Raw genomic sequence first — 16,165 nt, 5'->3', positions numbered from 1 at the left:
TTCATGATAAGAATAACGCCTCTTCTATAAAAACGATGTATCCAGCTCGTCCCTTTCTCTCCCGCTGACCTCATCGCTTGCCCGGTGAGGAGGCCAGTCCGCCCTGCACACGCTTTTTTCCGGGTAATAAAATCCCCTTTTTGGCCGGACAGGCACTGGCGAATAAATCAACAAATGTGATATAGTTCACACATATTGTGTAACGAGAAACACCGTTTCATTCAGTTCGTCTGTTTTGTTGAGGATGGGTTTTATGGCAACCATTACTACCAGCATGGTTCTTCTTCGCTGGCCTTTGTTGAGTGCGGTTTTGATGTTTTTAGCCAGCACGCTGAACATTCAGTTTCGTAAGTCTGACTACGCTGGCCTTGCGGTGATCAGCACCCTGCTTGGGCTGGGCGCAGCCTGCTGGTTCGCGACGGGCCTGCTTGGCATTACCCTGCTGGATATTGCCGCCGTTTGGGAAAATATTAAAGTGGTGATGGTGGAAGCCATGAGCCACACGCCACCAGACTGGCCGATGGTGATTACCTGATCCCTCTATCAATAAAAAAACCCAGACGGTGTCTGGGTTTTTTGTTTTCGCATCCGTGGATCAGAATGGAATGTCGTCGTCGAAGTCCATTGGCGGTTCGTTAGACGGCGCCGGAGCAGACTGCTGCTGTGGACGAGACTGCGCGCCGCCGCTGAACTGGTTGCCGCCCTGCGGCTGCTGAGGCTGACCCCAACCACCCTGCTGCTGGTTCTGACCACCGCCAGCCGGTGCGCCACCGCCCTGACGGCCACCCAGCATCTGCATGGTGCCGCCCACGTTCACCACCACTTCCGTGGTGTATTTTTCCTGACCGGATTGATCGGTCCATTTGCGGGTACGCAGCTGGCCTTCGATATAGACCTGAGAACCTTTACGCAGATACTCACCGGCCACTTCGGCCAGTTTGCCAAACAGCACAACGCGGTGCCATTCGGTCTGCTCTTTCATCTCACCGGTCGCTTTATCACGCCAGGATTCGGAAGTAGCCAGCGTAATGTTGGCAACTGCGCCACCACTCGGCATGTAGCGTACTTCCGGGTCCTGGCCCAGATTACCGACGAGAATCACCTTGTTTACGCCTCTGCTGGCCATGTTCGTGTCTCCTGAATACGTTTCTTAATAGTGTAAACGCGCGAGTGTACCATTTCCATGCTGCACTTTGATAGTTGCGTAGCACGTTCCAGAGTTCTCCCGCGAACTCGACATTGTTACACAGTGAATCAGAAAATGCATTCCAATACTGTATATTCAAACAGGTTAAATTGTGTCATAATTAGCCGTTTCTGACAGCCGTTTGTCCTTCAAACAAACCAGGCAATCCGTGTTCCAACCGGGAAAGGTGAATGGATAAGATCGAAGTTCGGGGCGCCCGCACCCACAATCTCAAGAATATCAACCTCATAATCCCTCGCGACAAACTCATCGTCGTGACCGGGCTTTCGGGGTCTGGCAAATCCTCACTGGCTTTCGACACTTTGTATGCCGAAGGACAGCGTCGTTACGTTGAATCACTCTCTGCGTACGCGCGTCAATTCCTGTCGCTGATGGAAAAACCGGATGTCGACCACATTGAAGGGTTATCCCCTGCTATCTCTATTGAGCAGAAGTCTACCTCGCATAACCCGCGCTCCACGGTCGGTACGATTACCGAAATTCACGACTACCTGCGTCTGCTGTATGCGCGCGTGGGCGAGCCGCGCTGCCCGGACCACGACGTCCCGCTGGCGGCCCAGACCGTGAGCCAGATGGTGGATAACGTGCTGTCGCAGCCGGAAGGCAAGCGCCTGATGCTGCTCGCGCCGATCATCAAAGAGCGTAAAGGCGAGCACACCAAAACGCTGGAGAACCTGGCAAGCCAGGGCTATATCCGCGCCCGTATCGATGGTGAAGTGTGTGACCTGTCGGATCCGCCAAAGCTTGAGCTGCAGAAGAAGCACACCATCGAAGTGGTGATTGACCGCTTTAAGGTACGTGACGATCTCGCTACGCGTCTGGCGGAATCTTTTGAAACCGCGCTGGAACTCTCCGGCGGCACGGCCGTGGTCTCCGACATGGATGACCCGAAAGCGGAAGAGCTGCTCTTCTCCGCCAACTTCGCCTGCCCGATTTGCGGCTACAGCATGCGCGAGCTGGAACCGCGCCTGTTCTCATTCAACAACCCGGCGGGCGCGTGCCCGACGTGTGATGGCCTGGGCGTACAGCAGTATTTCGACCCGGACCGCGTGATCCAGAACCCGGAACTGTCGCTCGCGGGCGGGGCCATTCGCGGCTGGGACAAGCGTAACTTCTACTACTTCCAGATGCTGAAATCGCTGGCGGAGCACTACAAGTTCGACGTTGAAGCGCCGTGGGCGAGCCTGAGCCCGAACGTGCACAAAGTGATCCTGTTCGGTTCCGGCAAAGAGAACATCGAGTTCAAGTACATGAACGATCGCGGCGATACCTCCGTGCGTCGCCACCCGTTCGAAGGGGTGCTGCACAATATGGAGCGCCGCTACAAAGAGACCGAATCCAGCGCGGTGCGCGAAGAGCTGGCGAAGTTCATCAGCAACCGTTCCTGCGCCACCTGTGAGGGCACGCGTCTGCGCCGTGAAGCGCGTCACGTGTTTGTGGAAAACACGGCGCTGCCGACTATCTCAGACATGAGCATCGGCCACGCGATGGACTTCTTCAACAACCTGAAGCTTTCCGGCCAGCGCGCAAAAATCGCCGAAAAAGTGCTGAAAGAGATCGGCGACCGCCTGAAGTTCCTGGTGAACGTCGGCCTGAACTACCTGACGCTTTCCCGCTCGGCGGAAACGCTCTCCGGCGGTGAAGCCCAGCGTATCCGTCTGGCGAGCCAGATTGGTGCCGGCCTGGTCGGCGTGATGTACGTGCTGGATGAACCGTCTATCGGCCTGCACCAGCGCGACAACGAACGCCTGCTCGGGACGCTGGTTCACCTGCGCAATCTCGGCAACACGGTGATCGTGGTTGAGCACGACGAAGATGCGATCCGCGCGGCTGACCACGTGATCGACATCGGTCCTGGCGCGGGCGTACACGGCGGCCAGGTGGTCGCAGAAGGGACGTTAAAAGACATCATGGCGGTGCCTGAATCGCTGACCGGCCAGTACATGAGCGGCAAGCGCAAAATTGAAGTGCCGAAACAGCGGGTAGCGGCAGATCCAGAAAAAGTGCTGAAGCTGACCGGCGCACGCGGCAACAACCTGAAGGACGTCACCCTGACGCTGCCGGTTGGCCTGTTTACCTGCATTACCGGCGTGTCTGGTTCCGGTAAATCGACGCTGATCAACGATACGCTGTTCCCGATTGCGCAGACGGCGCTGAACGGCGCGACGCTGGCCGAACCTGCGCCGTACCGCGACATTCAGGGGCTGGAACATTTCGATAAGGTTATCGACATCGACCAGAGTCCGATTGGCCGTACGCCGCGCTCTAACCCGGCGACCTATACTGGCGTCTTTACGCCCGTGCGTGAACTGTTCGCCGGCGTACCGGAAGCGCGTTCGCGCGGGTATACGCCAGGACGTTTCAGCTTTAACGTGCGCGGTGGCCGCTGTGAAGCGTGCCAGGGCGATGGCGTGATCAAGGTTGAGATGCACTTCCTGCCGGATATCTACGTGCCGTGCGACCAGTGCAAAGGCAAGCGCTATAACCGCGAAACGCTGGAGATCAAGTACAAAGGCAAGACCATCCATGAAGTGCTGGACATGACCATCGAAGAGGCGCGCGAGTTCTTTGACGCCGTCCCTGCGCTGGCGCGTAAGCTGCAAACGCTGATGGACGTGGGTCTGACCTATATTCGTCTGGGACAGTCAGCGACAACGCTGTCCGGCGGTGAAGCACAGCGCGTCAAGCTGGCGCGTGAGCTATCCAAACGCGGAACTGGCCAGACGCTCTATATTCTGGATGAGCCGACCACCGGCCTGCACTTTGCGGATATCCAGCAGCTGCTCGACGTCCTGCACCAGCTGCGCGATCAGGGCAACACGATTGTGGTCATCGAACATAACCTGGACGTGATTAAAACCGCAGACTGGATTGTCGATCTCGGCCCGGAAGGCGGCAGCGGCGGCGGTGAAATCCTCGTCTCTGGTACGCCAGAGACCGTTGCAGAGTGCGAAGCCTCGCACACCGCGCGCTTCCTTAAACCGTTGCTGTAATCGTTACACGGAGAGTTGCTGTCGGGTTGCTTCCGGCAGCAGCTCTACCGCCTGCTTATAAGATGCATCCACCAGATAGTAAATTTGCGAGCCTGGCAGCGAACCATCCAGATAAACGGTGCTCCAGTGCGCCTTATTAAGGTGCTTGCTCGGCCTCACATCATCATGCTGCTGACGTAACAGATCCGCCAGTTCCGGGCTGGTTTTCAGCGACGCCGCCGGGCGCCCCTCCACCTCTTTCACCATCGCAAACAGCACGTCTCCCACTTTAATCTGCGTGGCTTTCCAGTCGCTATGGACGCTCTGCTCCGCGCCAGGTTTGCTCATGCAGTACTGAAGTAGCTCCGAAATTGTCATCTTTATTCCCCTTGTAGCGTTGCGATAATTTTACGCGAACCACCGTGAATGCGATGTTCTCCCAGCCAGATCCCTTGCCACGTTCCCAGCATTAACCGCCCGTTATGAACCGGCAGCATCAGCGATACGCCCAGCAGAGAAGATTTAATATGCGAAGGCATATCATCTGCCCCTTCATAATCGTGCTCGTAGGGGGCATTGTCCGGAACCGCCTTCAGGAAATGGTGTTCCATATCAGACCGGACGGTGGGATCGCAATTTTCATTAAGCGTGAGAGAAGCCGATGTGTGCTGAAGCAGCAGATGCAGCAAACCCGTTTTGACACGCGACAGGTCGCGGAGTTGTCCGACGACTTCGTCCGTCACCAGGTGAAATCCGCGCGGTTTCGCGCTTAAGGTCAGGGTCTGTTGATACCACATGAGCTGCTCCGTTAAGAAAGATGAATCTTTCTAAGTGTGCAGCAAGAAGGCGAAAGGTAAAACCCGCAGCGGCGGATTTGATCAAAAAAGAATCAAAGCCGCCGTTCATGAACTAATACTCGGAGTTAACGATCACCTCTTCGCCAAATTTTCCGGCCATTGGCAGCGGTCGATAGGTCGAGTTAGAGGCGCGTAATACCCTGATTCCTCTGACGCCCACATCCTGTGCGGCAGTGATGTCGTTATCCGAATCACCGTAGAACACTTTGATATTTTTCTGTTCCAGCCACTGGGTTTTGGTGTTTTGCCCTTCTTTGTCACCCGCAAAAATCACCGGATTCATGCTGGCCGCCGGGATCTGGAAATCGTCCTGCAGCGTTTTAGAGACGGTTTCGGTTTTGGTCTGGCTACGCCCGGTGACGAAATAAATGCTGTCGCCGCGCTTAACGTGCATGGCGATCAGCGCGCGGGCTACCTCTTTCGGAATGCTGAACTCATCCCAGCCGTTATTCATTTTTTCCCAGAACTCCGGGTTCTTCAGATACGCTTCGCTGTCCGGGGAGTACGTTTTCTTACCGCGCCAGAAACCAGGGCTTGAGAACAACACGGTATCGTCAATGTCGAAGCCCACGGCCATTGGCGGACGGCCCATCAGGCTGTTTTCGATTTGTGCCACAGAGACCCAGTGAATAGGTGCCTGCTCGGCAAGGATGGCGGCAGTGGTGCCGGTGTAAAGCGGCGTCGGTGCGGAAGCTCGCGCGACGACGGCGCTATTAAGCGAGAACAATAAGCAGGCGGCGCTGAGCGCCAGTGTGATCTTGCGCATATTTTCCCCTGAATATTCAGTTTGTTATCTTTATATTTTGAGTGGATGGTCAAAAAACTATCCGACCATAACCCCGGCCGGAGGGGAAGGAAAGGAGTTTTTACTTATCAAGCTGAATAAAAAGAAGACGATCACATAATGCCGGGCACCCGGTTTGGGCGGCCTGATGCCCTCAACCCAGCCCTCTCCCACGGGGAGAGGGAGGTGAGTAAGTACTTACATTACTGTAGCAAACGCCTGCGCCACACGCTGAACGTTGCTGGCATTCAGGCCCGCTACGCACATACGCCCGCTGGCGATCAGGTAGACGCCGAACTCTTCGCGCAGACGATCGACCTGTGCCGCGCTCAGTCCGGTATAGCTGAACATTCCACGCTGCTTGAGCAGATAGTCGAAGTTATGTCCCGGCACGGCCTCTTTCAGCACGTTCACCAGTTCCTGACGCATAGAAAGAATGCGCTTACGCATCGCTTCCACTTCGGCAAGCCAGGACGCTTTCAGCTGTTCGTCACCGAGTACCGTCGCCACCACCTGCGCACCAAAGTTTGGCGGGCTGGAGTAGATACGGCGCACTGTCGCCTTAAGCTGGCCAAGCACGCGACCTGCCGCGTCGGCATCCTCACACACCACGGACAGACCGCCAACGCGCTCGCCGTAGAGTGAGAAGATTTTCGAGAAGGAGTTGCTGACCAGCGCTGGCAGCCCGGCGCTGGCAACGGCGCGGATGGCGTAAGCATCGTCTTCCATGCCCGCGCCAAAGCCCTGATAGGCGATGTCGAGGAACGGGATCAGGTTACGGGCCTTCAGCACCTCGATCACCGCATCCCACTGGGCATGGGTGAGGTCCGCACCGGTCGGGTTATGACAGCACGGGTGCAGCAATACGATGCTGCGCGCCGGGAGCGTGTTCAGTTTTTCCAGCAGCGCTTCGACGCGCACGCCGTTAGTTTCGCTGTCGAACCACGGATAGGTTTCAACCCTGAAGCCTGCACCCTCGAAGATTGCAACGTGGTTTTCCCACGTCGGGTCGCTGACCCACACGCCGGAATCCGGGAAGTACTTTTTCAGGAAGTCAGCCCCCACCTTCAGCGCCCCCGAGCCGCCCAGCGTCTGGATGGTCGCCACGCGTTTTTGCGCAAGTACTGCATGATCGGCACCAAATAACAGCGGTGCGATGGTGTTGCGGTAGGTGTTTAGCCCTTCCATCGGCAGATAAAGAGAAGCACCGTGCGGGACAGCGTTTAGGCGCGCTTCAGCTTCGGCAACGGCTTTTAATTGAGGAATGATGCCATCCTCGTTGTAATACAGGCCAATGCTGAGGTTCACTTTGTCGCTACGAGGATCGTCTTTGAAACGCTCCATTAAGGAGAGAATAGGGTCGCCGGCATAGGCGTCAACTTTCTGAAACACGCGATGGTTCTCCGGAATTCGATGAGGCAGGAATTTCAACAATAAACCGGAACATCACGCAACACCACCCCTTAAGATTATCCTGCGATCGGCATAGGTTTTTTGCACCTGCTCTCCATGACATTTACCCAATATTTTCACCCTCCGGCTTTCCGTAATGTGACTCCTGCGCAACCGCGCATTCACTGATTCAAGGAGTTCACATCATGGATTCACAATTTATTGGTTCAGTCATTAACGCCCTGCCGCTGGAGCATATGATCGGCGGTCCGCTGCAGGCGATGATCAAAGCACAGGTTCAGGCGAGCAAGGCCTATACCGACTTCCTGCTCTCCGTCTGTATTAAAGACGGCAAAGCCGTCGCGATCGAGTTCGACTACGACGAAACCGTGGTAGACGAACAGGGGGTCAATAAAGGCAGCGTGACCCGCAAGATGAGTATTCCCCTTCTTGCGGCGGTCACCCACCCTATCATCTGTATCGAAGACGGCACCATCGACTTTGAGCTGGAAGTGAGCCAAAGCGAGGCCAGCTCAAGCAGCACCGAAGCGGAAGCCTCCGTGGAGGCATCGGTCGGCTGGGGCGTCTTTAAAGCGAAAATGACCGGCAAAGTCTCGCATAAATCTGAGCAGACCCGTTCAACGGATACCCGCGCGAAATACTCCATCCATACGCAGATTAAACGCCAGGAGCCACCTGAGGCCCTGCAGCGCGTCATTGATTATCTGACCAACGCCAAGACCAAACCTGTCGCCGCGCAATAACGTTCACGCCGCGACAGAAGTGCGATTCCGTAACGCAGGGGCTGCCTGGGGTGGCCCTTTTTCAGGAGCGAATTATGTCTTTTAAAACATGGCTGCGCGGCGGCAAGGATGAAGAGCCGGAAAACAAGGCGGAAGGAACGTCACCGCCGGTGCAGGACAATACGCCTCCGCCGCCGCCGCCGGCGGATATCCCCGGCATGCCGATCTCGCTGGAAGATATCACGCGCGGGATGCAATACGCGGCTACTGCGGCCAACGAACTGATTGCTCAGCAGTATATGAAAGCGCTGGATCCCTTTTTTGAACCCGCTGAAGACGGGTCATTGATTCCGCGCACCGTGCAGCTGGCGCTTGATGAGAAACACTATTTTGACCTGCCCTTAGTCGCGCTTTCAACACCGCGCGGGCTGATGCTGGAAAAGATGAAGGTCAACCTGACCATCCGCACGGAGGGTATGCAGGCACCCTCCCGCCAGTCCGGTGAAAACGAATTTGGCCGCTTTCACGTCACCCTTTCGCCTTCAAGCGATAACAAAGGTGGGCGTGACAGCCGCCACGTGGATGTGGAGATGCAATTTACCGCGCTTGCGCCACCGGAAAGCGTCATGCGTTTGATTGATGAGTACACCAACAAAGTGATTCCCCGCCCGAAAACAGAGGAGATGCCGTAATGCAAAAACAACCAGAACGTACAGGTGAAAAAGGCATTCAGCTTATTTGCCAGTTTGAAGGGCTGAAGCTGGAACGCTATCGCGATGCCGTGGGATTGTGGACCATCGGCTATGGCCATTTAATCCTCAAAGAGGAGATGGAAAAGCTCACCAAAATCACTACCGGTGAAGCGAAAGATCTGCTTCGCAAAGATCTGAAACGCACGGAAGGTGGCGTGAAAAAGCTGCTGAACCAGCCAGCAACGCAGTCGCAATTCGACGCGCTGGTCTCATTCGCCTTTAACCTCGGCGTTGGCAATTTAAAAAAATCAACGCTGCTCAAAAAATTCAACGCGGGCGATGTCCAGGGCGCCGCACTGCAGTTCAAAAGCTGGAATAAGGCGGGCGGTAAAGTGCTGGCTGGTCTGACGCGTCGTCGCGACGCCGAAATGAAATTATTTCTTAGTTAAATCTGGAGGTTAACATGACGTTATCTGTGACATTTAAAAAAGTCGTTTTCTTTGCATCATTGCTGACCGTTATGCAGGCCAGTGCAGCGTTACCCACCTGCGAAAACGAGATTAAGGACGTTAACACCTTCCTTTCTCAGCAGGGTGCCGCCCGAATAAACGATGTGGATGACCTGGCAAAAACATTGCGCAGTCTGACACAAACCGGGCACCTGCCGGCGCGATATATCACCAGTAATGAAGCGAAGCGCCTGGGCTGGTCGGGTAGTGAAACAGAAACACTGTGGGGTCTAAAACCTACCAATAACAAATGGATAGGCGGGGATAACTATATCAGCCCGAAACTCCCCTCAGCGCAATCCTGGCTAAGTGCCGATATAGATGTTTTTAAAGGATACCGGAGTCCCAAACGACTGGTCTATACCCTTTCCGGGCCACAGCGCTATATCACTACCGATAAATATCAGCACTTAGTAGAAGTGAATTCCTGCCAATAATCCATACGTTAACAGCGGAGAAGCATGATGGAGCTGAAAACAGAATGCCTTCCTGCAGGCGTGCTCGGCTTTAAGGCCTGCAAATTTAAAGCAAAAGAGTGGGATCCAACGAAATATCGTAAAGAAACAAAAAATGCTGAGGAGTGGTCTGGGTTTTATGTTGGCAGTACGGAAACCCTCACACTCGGCTATATGCCGGATTGCACAGACAAGCAGGGGAATGGGACGGCCTACCTGAATATCGTGAACATTAATACCCCCGCTCGTATTATTGTCTGTCACGATGAAAGGTTTAAATCCCCAACGCAAGACAAACCTGCGTTATTAAAAGAGCTTAAAGAAGCGTTACGCAGAATGGAAATTCCTGTTGCGGATAGCGATTTATTAATACCCACGTTGGCCCGCTATCGTTTCTACTTCAAATGTTATAACAATGAAGACAGTAACGATATGGAAATTATTATCCCGAATGATCTGGTTGATAACATTACGCTACAAAGCTATAAGCAGCAAAACTTCATAAACGGGGTCGGCCAGGCACTTGTCAATTATGGCAAATAGGCTTCGCGGCCAGGCTTGTACTGAACACAAGACCCTCCTTTGAGGGTCTTGTTATCAATGAGGAAATAAATATGCATGCTTCCATTCCTCCGGCATTAATTAGCGCGTCACTCCTGGCCCTTGCAGGATTATTCGGTGGTGTAAGTATCTCTTTTTTCTGGCAACCGCAGCGCTTACATCAGCACAGCAAGTTCATTGCGGGCATCATCTTTGGTGGAATCAGTATGGGGGCCGCCGTAGCGTTAGGTGGCCTTGCAGCAAGATGGTTAAAGATTGATTTAAACCAGCCGGACATCACCCTGGGGTTAGGTTATATTTTGGGGGCGATGAGCAATGGTCTTATTGTCTGGCTGGCTAATTTTTTCCGCCGCCATGAACAGCAAGATATTTTTGATGTTGCCTCCGTCATCAAGAAAAGAGTGCGTAATGAGACACTCCCGGACTCATCCCTGATCAATACGGATAAAGAGGATTAACATGAACAGCGTAACGGACTGGTGGATGTTATTCATCACAATCATGCTGGATCTTATCATTTCTTTTGTGATCCTCTTTTGCGCTTACAGTAAAAGAATCAAAAAACAACCTGCTCTCTATAAGACAGGATTTGCTGCGATTGCCTTCGGGCTCTTTGCGCAGAGTGGGTTAAATATTGAAAGCTTACTGACAGGGCATGATAATTTAAGCGCCAGTGTCCCTTTCTGGTTTCTTCAGGATGCTGGTACCTTAATGATCATTATTCGTTTCTTTTTAGCAAAATAAGCGATGCACAAAAAAATGCGTGACAAACACCATCGTTGTCACGCATTTATTTAAATTGAAGATTTCAGACCAGAATGAAACAACAAGAATAATTTATTTATCAATATACTTAAAATACAGCCTCGCCGCCTGTGTGCGATTATTCACCTGCAGCCGATGGAATATTGATTCCAGGTGGACCTTAACGGTACCTGCGCTAATATTCAACTCTCTACCAATTTGCTTATTTGTTCCGCCATTTGCCAGTAAACTTAATACTTCTTTCTGGCGCTGGCTGAGCAGGAGAACCGGCGAATTCACTGTTGACGAGCCCCTCTGCATAATGACTTGCTCCGGAATACAGATAACACCCGATAATACCACATTGATAACCTGCATTATTTTTTCAGCAGAGAGTGACTTTGTTACAACGCCTCGTATATTATGATGCTGGTAAAGGTTAAAATTGCGCTCGCACGTTTTACGGAACATTATCACTATCGGAACCGCCGGCCATTCCAGTTCGAGTTCATCACTGAACCCAGAATAGTCCATATCGCCATCAAGCAGTACAATCGAAACAGGCGTTGACTTGAGGACTTCTTTTGCATCTTCGTAGCTGTTGGTAGCAGAAAAAGTACATTCTGGCATGACTCGCTTCAGTTCATTTTTCATACCATGAATGTAGATCGGTGATTCATCGATCATCAATATATTCATCTCAATTTAACCTCATCTGAGTACTATTCTTTTAGGTTATGAATATCAACATATTCCGAAAATGAGTATGAGCGCTAATTGAGATCTTATAAAACATCATTTGCCATAGGGTAAACATCATATACAGCATGACTAAAATCAAGATGAAGCATGAGTACAATTCACAAATAATGTTCTGCATCATTTTCTACGAAAAATAGCATTTCCCACAGGGCATATATTCATCCATCACCCTGCTGCTTATTATTTCTGTGCTGTAAACACAATTAACAAAGGAGAAAGATATGCCGTGGTTAAATCAATATGGTTTTAATTACAAAAATATGGTTTTCCAGAATTCGTGTTTCCCGAATTGCCTGCAGATGGTTCTGGCTAATTTCGGCATCTATTCCCGCAACGATATTCTCGAAAACCAGTGGGATGCCCTTCAGGTTGCCCACCATCTTCCCGGCCTGGCGGCGCAGGCGCCGAATGAAGATGATGTTAATCGCAACCTGGCTCGTACCGATCTGAAAGGCGCAGGATGCCGAATCATTACGCCTTCAATGCTGGGAGATTATGTTAATCGTCAGGCGCTGGAGCAGGAGGCACAGCACTACCTGGCTGACTATAGCGCTATGATTATCGGCGTCGGGCATGCGACAGTGATTTACCGGACAAGCACGGGGTTTGTGCACGTGATCCCTTCTCCGGACATCAACCATGTGCACGTTGAGCACTATGCAAACCTGGATATTGATGTTGTCGAGCATCAGGGGCAACACGCTGTGCGGGTGATTAACAGAGCGAACGGGCAACCCATTATTGCCGGAACCTTCGTGATGCTGCTGCGCCCATAAACATGAGGGTGGTTCCCGAGGAACCACCCTTTTGAAGGGTCAATCCACGTATTTCATCGCCACTCGCGAGGTCAGCCGCGTGATAAGTTCGTAAGCACTTACTTTCGTAATTTCGGCAATGCGTTCAACGGGCAGACCTTCGCCCCACATCAACGCATCATCCCCTGCTTTATCCTGCGCGTCGGGCCCCAGATCAACGCAAATCATGTCCATCGCCACGCGGCCAACAATCTTCACTTCACGACCATTGACCAGCACCGGCGTACCTGTTGGTGCCGCGCGCGGGTAGCCGTCGCCGTAGCCCATCGCCACCACGCCAAGACGCGTGTCGCGCTCGCTGGTCCAGGTGCCGCCATAACCCACCGGCTCTCCCGCTTTGTGCTCACGCACGGCAATCAGCTTTGACACCAGCGACATAACCGGCTTAAAGCCAAAGTCCGGCCCCCAGGGTTTGTTCTCCAGCGGTGAAACGCCATAAAGAATGATGCCCGGACGCGCCCAGTCAAAGTGCGACTGCGGCCACAGCAGGATCCCGCCGGAGGCCGCAATTGAGCGCATCCCCGGCTTGCCTTCGCAGAAGGTGTTGAAGATATCGAGCTGCCGCTCGGTTGCCCCGCATTCGGGTTCATCTGCACGGGCAAAATGGCTGACGATATTCACCGGCTGGCGCACGTTTTTGCACTGGCACAGGCGCTGATAAAATGCTTCCGCGCTTTCCGGACGCACGCCCAGACGGTGCATGCCCGTATCGAGCTTCATCCAGACCGTCACCGGCTCGCTCAGCTCGGCGGCTTCGAGTGCGGCGAGCTGTTCTTCATTATGTATTGCCGTGTGAAGATGCTGGTCAGCAATGGTCGGCAAATCTGTGGCTTCGAAAAAGCCTTCAAGCAGCAGAATCGGTTGAGTAATACCGCCTGCGCGCAGGCGGAGGGCTTCTTCAAGACGGGCGACGCCAAAGGCGTCGGCATCGAGGAGCGTTCGCGCGGTCTCCAGAAGACCGTGTCCGTAAGCGTTCGCTTTCACGACTGCAACGAGCTTGCTGGCGGGTGCCAGTTCACGCAGACGTTGCAGGTTGTGTCGCAGAGCGCGGCGGTTAATAACAACAGTTGCCGCTTGCATTTGAATTCCTTAGAAATTACTCATCATCATATTGAGGTCCGGCATAGTTGTCGAAACGCGACCACTGGCCGTTAAAGGTCAGACGCACCGTACCGATTGGGCCGTTACGTTGCTTACCAATAATAATTTCGGCGATCCCTTTCAGGTCGCTGTTCTCGTGATAAACCTCATCACGGTAAATGAACATGATTAAGTCGGCATCCTGCTCGATGGAGCCGGATTCACGCAGGTCGGAGTTGACCGGGCGCTTGTCGGCGCGTTGTTCCAGGGAGCGGTTAAGCTGGGAGAGCGCCACCACCGGTACGTGCAGCTCTTTTGCTAACGCCTTGAGCGAGCGGGAAATCTCTGCAATTTCCAGCGTACGGTTGTCGGAGAGCGACGGCACGCGCATCAGCTGAAGGTAGTCGATCATGATAAGGCCGATGCCGCCGTGCTCACGGGCAATACGGCGCGCGCGGGAGCGCACTTCCGTCGGCGTCAGGCCGGAGGAGTCATCGATGTAGATGTTCCGTTTTTCCAGCAGGATGCCCATGGTGCCGGAGATGCGCGCCCAGTCCTCATCGTCGAGCTGACCAGTACGGATGCGGGTCTGATCCACGCGCGACAGCGACGCCAGAGAACGCATCATGATCTGCTCGGAGGGCATCTCCAGACTAAAGATAAGAACGGGCTTATCCTGCAACATCGCCGCATTTTCGATGAGGTTCATCGCAAATGTCGTTTTACCCATCGACGGACGCGCGGCGACGATAATCAAATCCGACGGCTGCAGACCAGCGGTTTTCTTGTTCAGATCGTCATAACCGGTGTTCACGCCGGTCACGCCGTCGTGCGGCTGCTGGAACAGCTGCTCGATACGCGCCACGGTGGCGTCGAGCACGTCGGCGATATTTTTCGGGCCTTCGTCTTTATTGGCGCGGCTTTCGGCGATTTTGAAGACGCGGGACTCGGCAAGGTCGAGCAGGTCTTCACTGGTGCGGCCCTGCGGATCAAAACCGGCTTCGGCAATCTCGTTCGCCACCGAGATCATCTCGCGAACGACGGCACGTTCGCGCACAATATCCGCGTAAGCGCTGATGTTCGCCGCACTTGGCGTATTTTTTGATAATTCTGCAAGGTAGGCAAAGCCGCCGACGCTGTCCAGCTGGCCCTGACGCTCCAGTGATTCCGCGAGCGTAATCAGGTCAATCGGGCTGCCCGATTCCTGCAGGCGTGCCATTTCGGTAAAGATATGGCGGTGCGGTCGGGTATAGAAATCTTCAGACACCACGCGCTCGGCCACGTCATCCCAGCGTTCGTTATCCAGCATTAAACCGCCCAACACCGACTGTTCCGCTTCAATCGAGTGCGGCGGGACTTTTAACCCTGCGACCTGGAAATCACGCTCGCGAGGTTCAGTCTGTTTGTTGAAGGGTTTGTTTCCTGCCATAGTGAATGGAGTTACCGAGATAAAGAGTGGGTCGAAAGATTACCATATTTTTTTGACGGAGGGAGCATGGCAACGCGCATTGAGTTCCAGAAACACGGCGGTCCTGAAGTGCTGAAAGCGGTGGAGTTTACTCCCGCTGCGCCTGGCGAAAATGAAATCCAGGTTGAAAACAAAGCGATTGGCATTAACTACATTGATACCTACATTCGCGGCGGTCTCTACCCGCCTCCGTCAATGCCGAGCGGCCTGGGTACTGAAGCGGCCGGCATTGTCAGCAAAGTGGGCAGTGCGGTTAAGCACATTAAAGAAGGCGATCGTGTGGTGTACGCGCAGTCTGCCCTGGGCGCTTATAGCTCCGTCCACAACGTCCCGGCGGAAAAAGCCGCCCTGCTGCCGAACGCCATCTCCTTTGAGCAGGCGGCCGCCTCGTTCCTGAAAGGGCTGACGGTCTATTACCTGCTGCGCAAAACCTACGAAATTAAGCCCGATGAACAGTTCCTGTTCCATGCCGCTGCGGGCGGCGTGGGGCTGATTGCCTGCCAGTGGGCGAAAGCGCTGGGCGCGAAGCTTATCGGCACCGTGGGCAGCGCGCAAAAAGCGCAGCGGGCGCTGGACGCGGGCGCGTGGCAGGTGATCAACTACCGGGAAGAGAGCATCGTCGAGCGGCTAAAAGAGATCACCGGCGGCAAAAAAGTACGCGTAGTGTATGACTCGGTGGGGAAAGATACCTGGGAGGCGTCGCTGGACTGCCTGCAGCGTCGCGGGCTGATGGTGAGCTTCGGTAACGCCTCAGGCGCTGTAACCGGCGTTAATCTGGGCATTCTGAACCAGAAAGGATCTCTGTACGTGACGCGCCCTTCTTTGCAGGGTTACATCACCAACCGGGAAGAACTGGAGGAAGCCAGCAACGAGCTGTTTTCGCTGATCGCCAGCGGCGTGATTAAGGTGGATGTGGCGGATGCGCAAAAATACCCGCTAACCGATGCGCAGCGTGCGCATGAGGTGCTGGAGAGCCGGGCGACGCAGGGTTCAAGTTTGCTAATCCCCTGACCCCAAAAAAGAAATTGGGCTTCCCGTGGGAAGCCCTTTCTTTTTTTAGTTCGGCTGTATGTAGGGTACAGCTCGATGAATTCTGTAGCGGCAGTCATAGTGACAGATTCGAT

At 53.9% G+C, this 16,165-nt stretch carries 19 protein-coding genes; 11 read left to right on the top strand and 8 right to left on the bottom strand.

The genetic code is table 11. The features are described 5' to 3' along the window. The first annotated feature begins 253 nt into the window (after window positions 1–253). Entirely contained in the window at window positions 254–535 is a 282-nt protein-coding gene (locus tag MX657_RS01960; protein ID WP_008503385.1) for a YjcB family protein, read from the top strand. A 60-nt stretch (window positions 536–595) separates the two neighbouring features. On the opposite strand, the gene ssb1 is transcribed toward MX657_RS01960, so the two are convergent. Continuing rightward, window positions 596–1,126, bottom strand: a complete 531-nt coding sequence (gene ssb1, locus MX657_RS01955; protein ID WP_006810470.1) for a single-stranded DNA-binding protein SSB1 — start codon at window positions 1,124–1,126, stop codon at window positions 596–598. A 251-nt stretch (window positions 1,127–1,377) separates the two neighbouring features. Here ssb1 and uvrA point away from each other — a divergent pair, with 251 nt between their 5' ends. Beyond that, window positions 1,378–4,200: an excinuclease ABC subunit UvrA gene (uvrA, locus tag MX657_RS01950; protein ID WP_045328845.1), complete on the top strand. Its 2,823-nt coding sequence runs from the start codon at window positions 1,378–1,380 to the stop codon at window positions 4,198–4,200. Window positions 4,201–4,203: 3 nt separating this feature from the next. Here uvrA and MX657_RS01945 read toward each other — a convergent pair whose 3' ends face one another. The 4 genes from MX657_RS01945 to tyrB all read right to left on the bottom strand — a co-directional run bounded on the left by MX657_RS01945 (window position 4,204) and on the right by tyrB (window position 7,212). Beyond that, window positions 4,204–4,557 carry an MmcQ/YjbR family DNA-binding protein gene (locus tag MX657_RS01945; protein WP_014882150.1) on the bottom strand — a complete coding sequence of 118 codons (354 nt, stop codon included), beginning with the start codon at window positions 4,555–4,557 and terminating at the stop codon, window positions 4,204–4,206. A gap of 2 nt (window positions 4,558–4,559) precedes the next feature. Continuing rightward, window positions 4,560–4,976 carry a secondary thiamine-phosphate synthase enzyme YjbQ gene (locus MX657_RS01940; protein WP_217480638.1) on the bottom strand — a complete coding sequence of 139 codons (417 nt, stop codon included), beginning with the start codon at window positions 4,974–4,976 and terminating at the stop codon, window positions 4,560–4,562. Window positions 4,977–5,088: 112 nt separating this feature from the next. Continuing rightward, on the bottom strand, window positions 5,089–5,802 hold the full coding sequence (gene aphA, locus MX657_RS01935) for an acid phosphatase AphA (RefSeq protein ID WP_252003082.1): 714 nt from the start codon (window positions 5,800–5,802) through the stop codon (window positions 5,089–5,091). A 216-nt stretch (window positions 5,803–6,018) separates the two neighbouring features. Beyond that, window positions 6,019–7,212, bottom strand: a complete 1,194-nt coding sequence (tyrB, locus tag MX657_RS01930; RefSeq protein WP_346807121.1) for an aromatic amino acid transaminase — start codon at window positions 7,210–7,212, stop codon at window positions 6,019–6,021. A 206-nt stretch (window positions 7,213–7,418) separates the two neighbouring features. On the opposite strand from tyrB, the gene MX657_RS01925 reads away from it, so the two are divergent. The 7 genes from MX657_RS01925 (at window position 7,419) to MX657_RS01895 (ending at window position 10,916) form a co-directional block, all read left to right on the top strand. Continuing rightward, on the top strand, window positions 7,419–7,976 hold the full coding sequence (locus MX657_RS01925; RefSeq protein WP_023334176.1) for a DUF2589 domain-containing protein: 558 nt from the start codon (window positions 7,419–7,421) through the stop codon (window positions 7,974–7,976). A gap of 74 nt (window positions 7,977–8,050) precedes the next feature. After that, a complete protein-coding gene (locus MX657_RS01920; protein WP_346807119.1) occupies window positions 8,051–8,647 on the top strand; it encodes a DUF2589 domain-containing protein in 597 nt (198 codons plus the stop codon). Then, on the top strand, window positions 8,647–9,096 hold the full coding sequence (locus MX657_RS01915) for a lysozyme (protein WP_346807118.1): 450 nt from the start codon (window positions 8,647–8,649) through the stop codon (window positions 9,094–9,096). The genes MX657_RS01920 and MX657_RS01915 overlap by 1 nt, the downstream gene beginning before the upstream one ends. Before the next feature lie 14 nt (window positions 9,097–9,110). Then, the gene (locus MX657_RS01910; protein WP_346807116.1) at window positions 9,111–9,593 is read left to right on the top strand and encodes a ribonuclease domain-containing protein; all 483 of its coding nucleotides are present in this window, start codon (window positions 9,111–9,113) and stop codon (window positions 9,591–9,593) included. A gap of 24 nt (window positions 9,594–9,617) precedes the next feature. Beyond that, window positions 9,618–10,154 carry a hypothetical protein gene (locus MX657_RS01905; protein ID WP_346807114.1) on the top strand — a complete coding sequence of 179 codons (537 nt, stop codon included), beginning with the start codon at window positions 9,618–9,620 and terminating at the stop codon, window positions 10,152–10,154. 71 nt (window positions 10,155–10,225) lie between these two features. After that, window positions 10,226–10,630 (top strand): hypothetical protein, encoded by a 405-nt coding sequence (locus tag MX657_RS01900; RefSeq protein WP_080329967.1) that lies wholly within the window; start codon window positions 10,226–10,228, stop codon window positions 10,628–10,630. A 1-nt stretch (window position 10,631) separates the two neighbouring features. Further along, the gene (locus MX657_RS01895) at window positions 10,632–10,916 is read left to right on the top strand and encodes a hypothetical protein (RefSeq protein ID WP_080329966.1); all 285 of its coding nucleotides are present in this window, start codon (window positions 10,632–10,634) and stop codon (window positions 10,914–10,916) included. Window positions 10,917–11,009: 93 nt separating this feature from the next. Here the strand turns inward: MX657_RS01895 and MX657_RS01890 are convergent, their stop codons facing one another. Beyond that, entirely contained in the window at window positions 11,010–11,603 is a 594-nt protein-coding gene (locus MX657_RS01890) for a helix-turn-helix transcriptional regulator (protein WP_346807112.1), read from the bottom strand. Window positions 11,604–11,899: 296 nt separating this feature from the next. Here MX657_RS01890 and MX657_RS01885 point away from each other — a divergent pair, with 296 nt between their 5' ends. Then, window positions 11,900–12,454, top strand: a complete 555-nt coding sequence (locus MX657_RS01885) for a hypothetical protein (protein ID WP_252003079.1) — start codon at window positions 11,900–11,902, stop codon at window positions 12,452–12,454. Between the two features lie 39 nt (window positions 12,455–12,493). Here the strand turns inward: MX657_RS01885 and alr are convergent, their stop codons facing one another. Together alr and dnaB are read right to left on the bottom strand one after the other, a co-directional pair. Continuing rightward, window positions 12,494–13,573, bottom strand: a complete 1,080-nt coding sequence (alr, locus tag MX657_RS01880) for an alanine racemase (RefSeq protein ID WP_346807110.1) — start codon at window positions 13,571–13,573, stop codon at window positions 12,494–12,496. A 16-nt stretch (window positions 13,574–13,589) separates the two neighbouring features. Beyond that, complete coding sequence (gene dnaB / locus MX657_RS01875) at window positions 13,590–15,002, bottom strand: replicative DNA helicase (RefSeq protein WP_346807109.1); 1,413 nt, start codon at window positions 15,000–15,002, stop codon at window positions 13,590–13,592. A gap of 66 nt (window positions 15,003–15,068) precedes the next feature. On the opposite strand from dnaB, the gene MX657_RS01870 reads away from it, so the two are divergent. Then, window positions 15,069–16,052, top strand: coding sequence for a quinone oxidoreductase (locus MX657_RS01870; RefSeq protein ID WP_080329962.1), 984 nt, complete (start codon window positions 15,069–15,071; stop codon window positions 16,050–16,052). Window positions 16,053–16,165: the final 113 nt, after the last annotated feature.

This window comes from Enterobacter chuandaensis (assembly GCF_039718975.1).
Lineage (GTDB): Bacteria > Pseudomonadota > Gammaproteobacteria > Enterobacterales > Enterobacteriaceae > Enterobacter > Enterobacter chuandaensis.
This window is presented reverse-complemented; position numbering and strand designations above follow the sequence as displayed.

Coding starts and splice junctions, on each gene's coding strand:
- MX657_RS01925 (WP_023334176.1), top strand. CDS start 7,419: ATGGATTCACAATTTATTGGTTCAGTCATTAACGCCCTGCCGCTGGAG.
- MX657_RS01895 (WP_080329966.1), top strand. CDS start 10,632: ATGAACAGCGTAACGGACTGGTGGATGTTATTCATCACAATCATGCTG.
- MX657_RS01940 (WP_217480638.1), bottom strand. CDS start 4,976: ATGTGGTATCAACAGACCCTGACCTTAAGCGCGAAACCGCGCGGATTT.
- MX657_RS01960 (WP_008503385.1), top strand. CDS start 254: ATGGCAACCATTACTACCAGCATGGTTCTTCTTCGCTGGCCTTTGTTG.
- MX657_RS01900 (WP_080329967.1), top strand. CDS start 10,226: ATGCATGCTTCCATTCCTCCGGCATTAATTAGCGCGTCACTCCTGGCC.
- MX657_RS01885 (WP_252003079.1), top strand. CDS start 11,900: ATGCCGTGGTTAAATCAATATGGTTTTAATTACAAAAATATGGTTTTC.
- MX657_RS01890 (WP_346807112.1), bottom strand. CDS start 11,603: ATGATCGATGAATCACCGATCTACATTCATGGTATGAAAAATGAACTG.
- MX657_RS01915 (WP_346807118.1), top strand. CDS start 8,647: ATGCAAAAACAACCAGAACGTACAGGTGAAAAAGGCATTCAGCTTATT.
- dnaB (WP_346807109.1), bottom strand. CDS start 15,002: ATGGCAGGAAACAAACCCTTCAACAAACAGACTGAACCTCGCGAGCGT.
- MX657_RS01870 (WP_080329962.1), top strand. CDS start 15,069: ATGGCAACGCGCATTGAGTTCCAGAAACACGGCGGTCCTGAAGTGCTG.
- alr (WP_346807110.1), bottom strand. CDS start 13,573: ATGCAAGCGGCAACTGTTGTTATTAACCGCCGCGCTCTGCGACACAAC.
- MX657_RS01905 (WP_346807114.1), top strand. CDS start 9,618: ATGATGGAGCTGAAAACAGAATGCCTTCCTGCAGGCGTGCTCGGCTTT.
- MX657_RS01910 (WP_346807116.1), top strand. CDS start 9,111: ATGACGTTATCTGTGACATTTAAAAAAGTCGTTTTCTTTGCATCATTG.
- ssb1 (WP_006810470.1), bottom strand. CDS start 1,126: ATGGCCAGCAGAGGCGTAAACAAGGTGATTCTCGTCGGTAATCTGGGC.
- aphA (WP_252003082.1), bottom strand. CDS start 5,802: ATGCGCAAGATCACACTGGCGCTCAGCGCCGCCTGCTTATTGTTCTCG.
- MX657_RS01945 (WP_014882150.1), bottom strand. CDS start 4,557: ATGACAATTTCGGAGCTACTTCAGTACTGCATGAGCAAACCTGGCGCG.
- MX657_RS01920 (WP_346807119.1), top strand. CDS start 8,051: ATGTCTTTTAAAACATGGCTGCGCGGCGGCAAGGATGAAGAGCCGGAA.
- uvrA (WP_045328845.1), top strand. CDS start 1,378: ATGGATAAGATCGAAGTTCGGGGCGCCCGCACCCACAATCTCAAGAAT.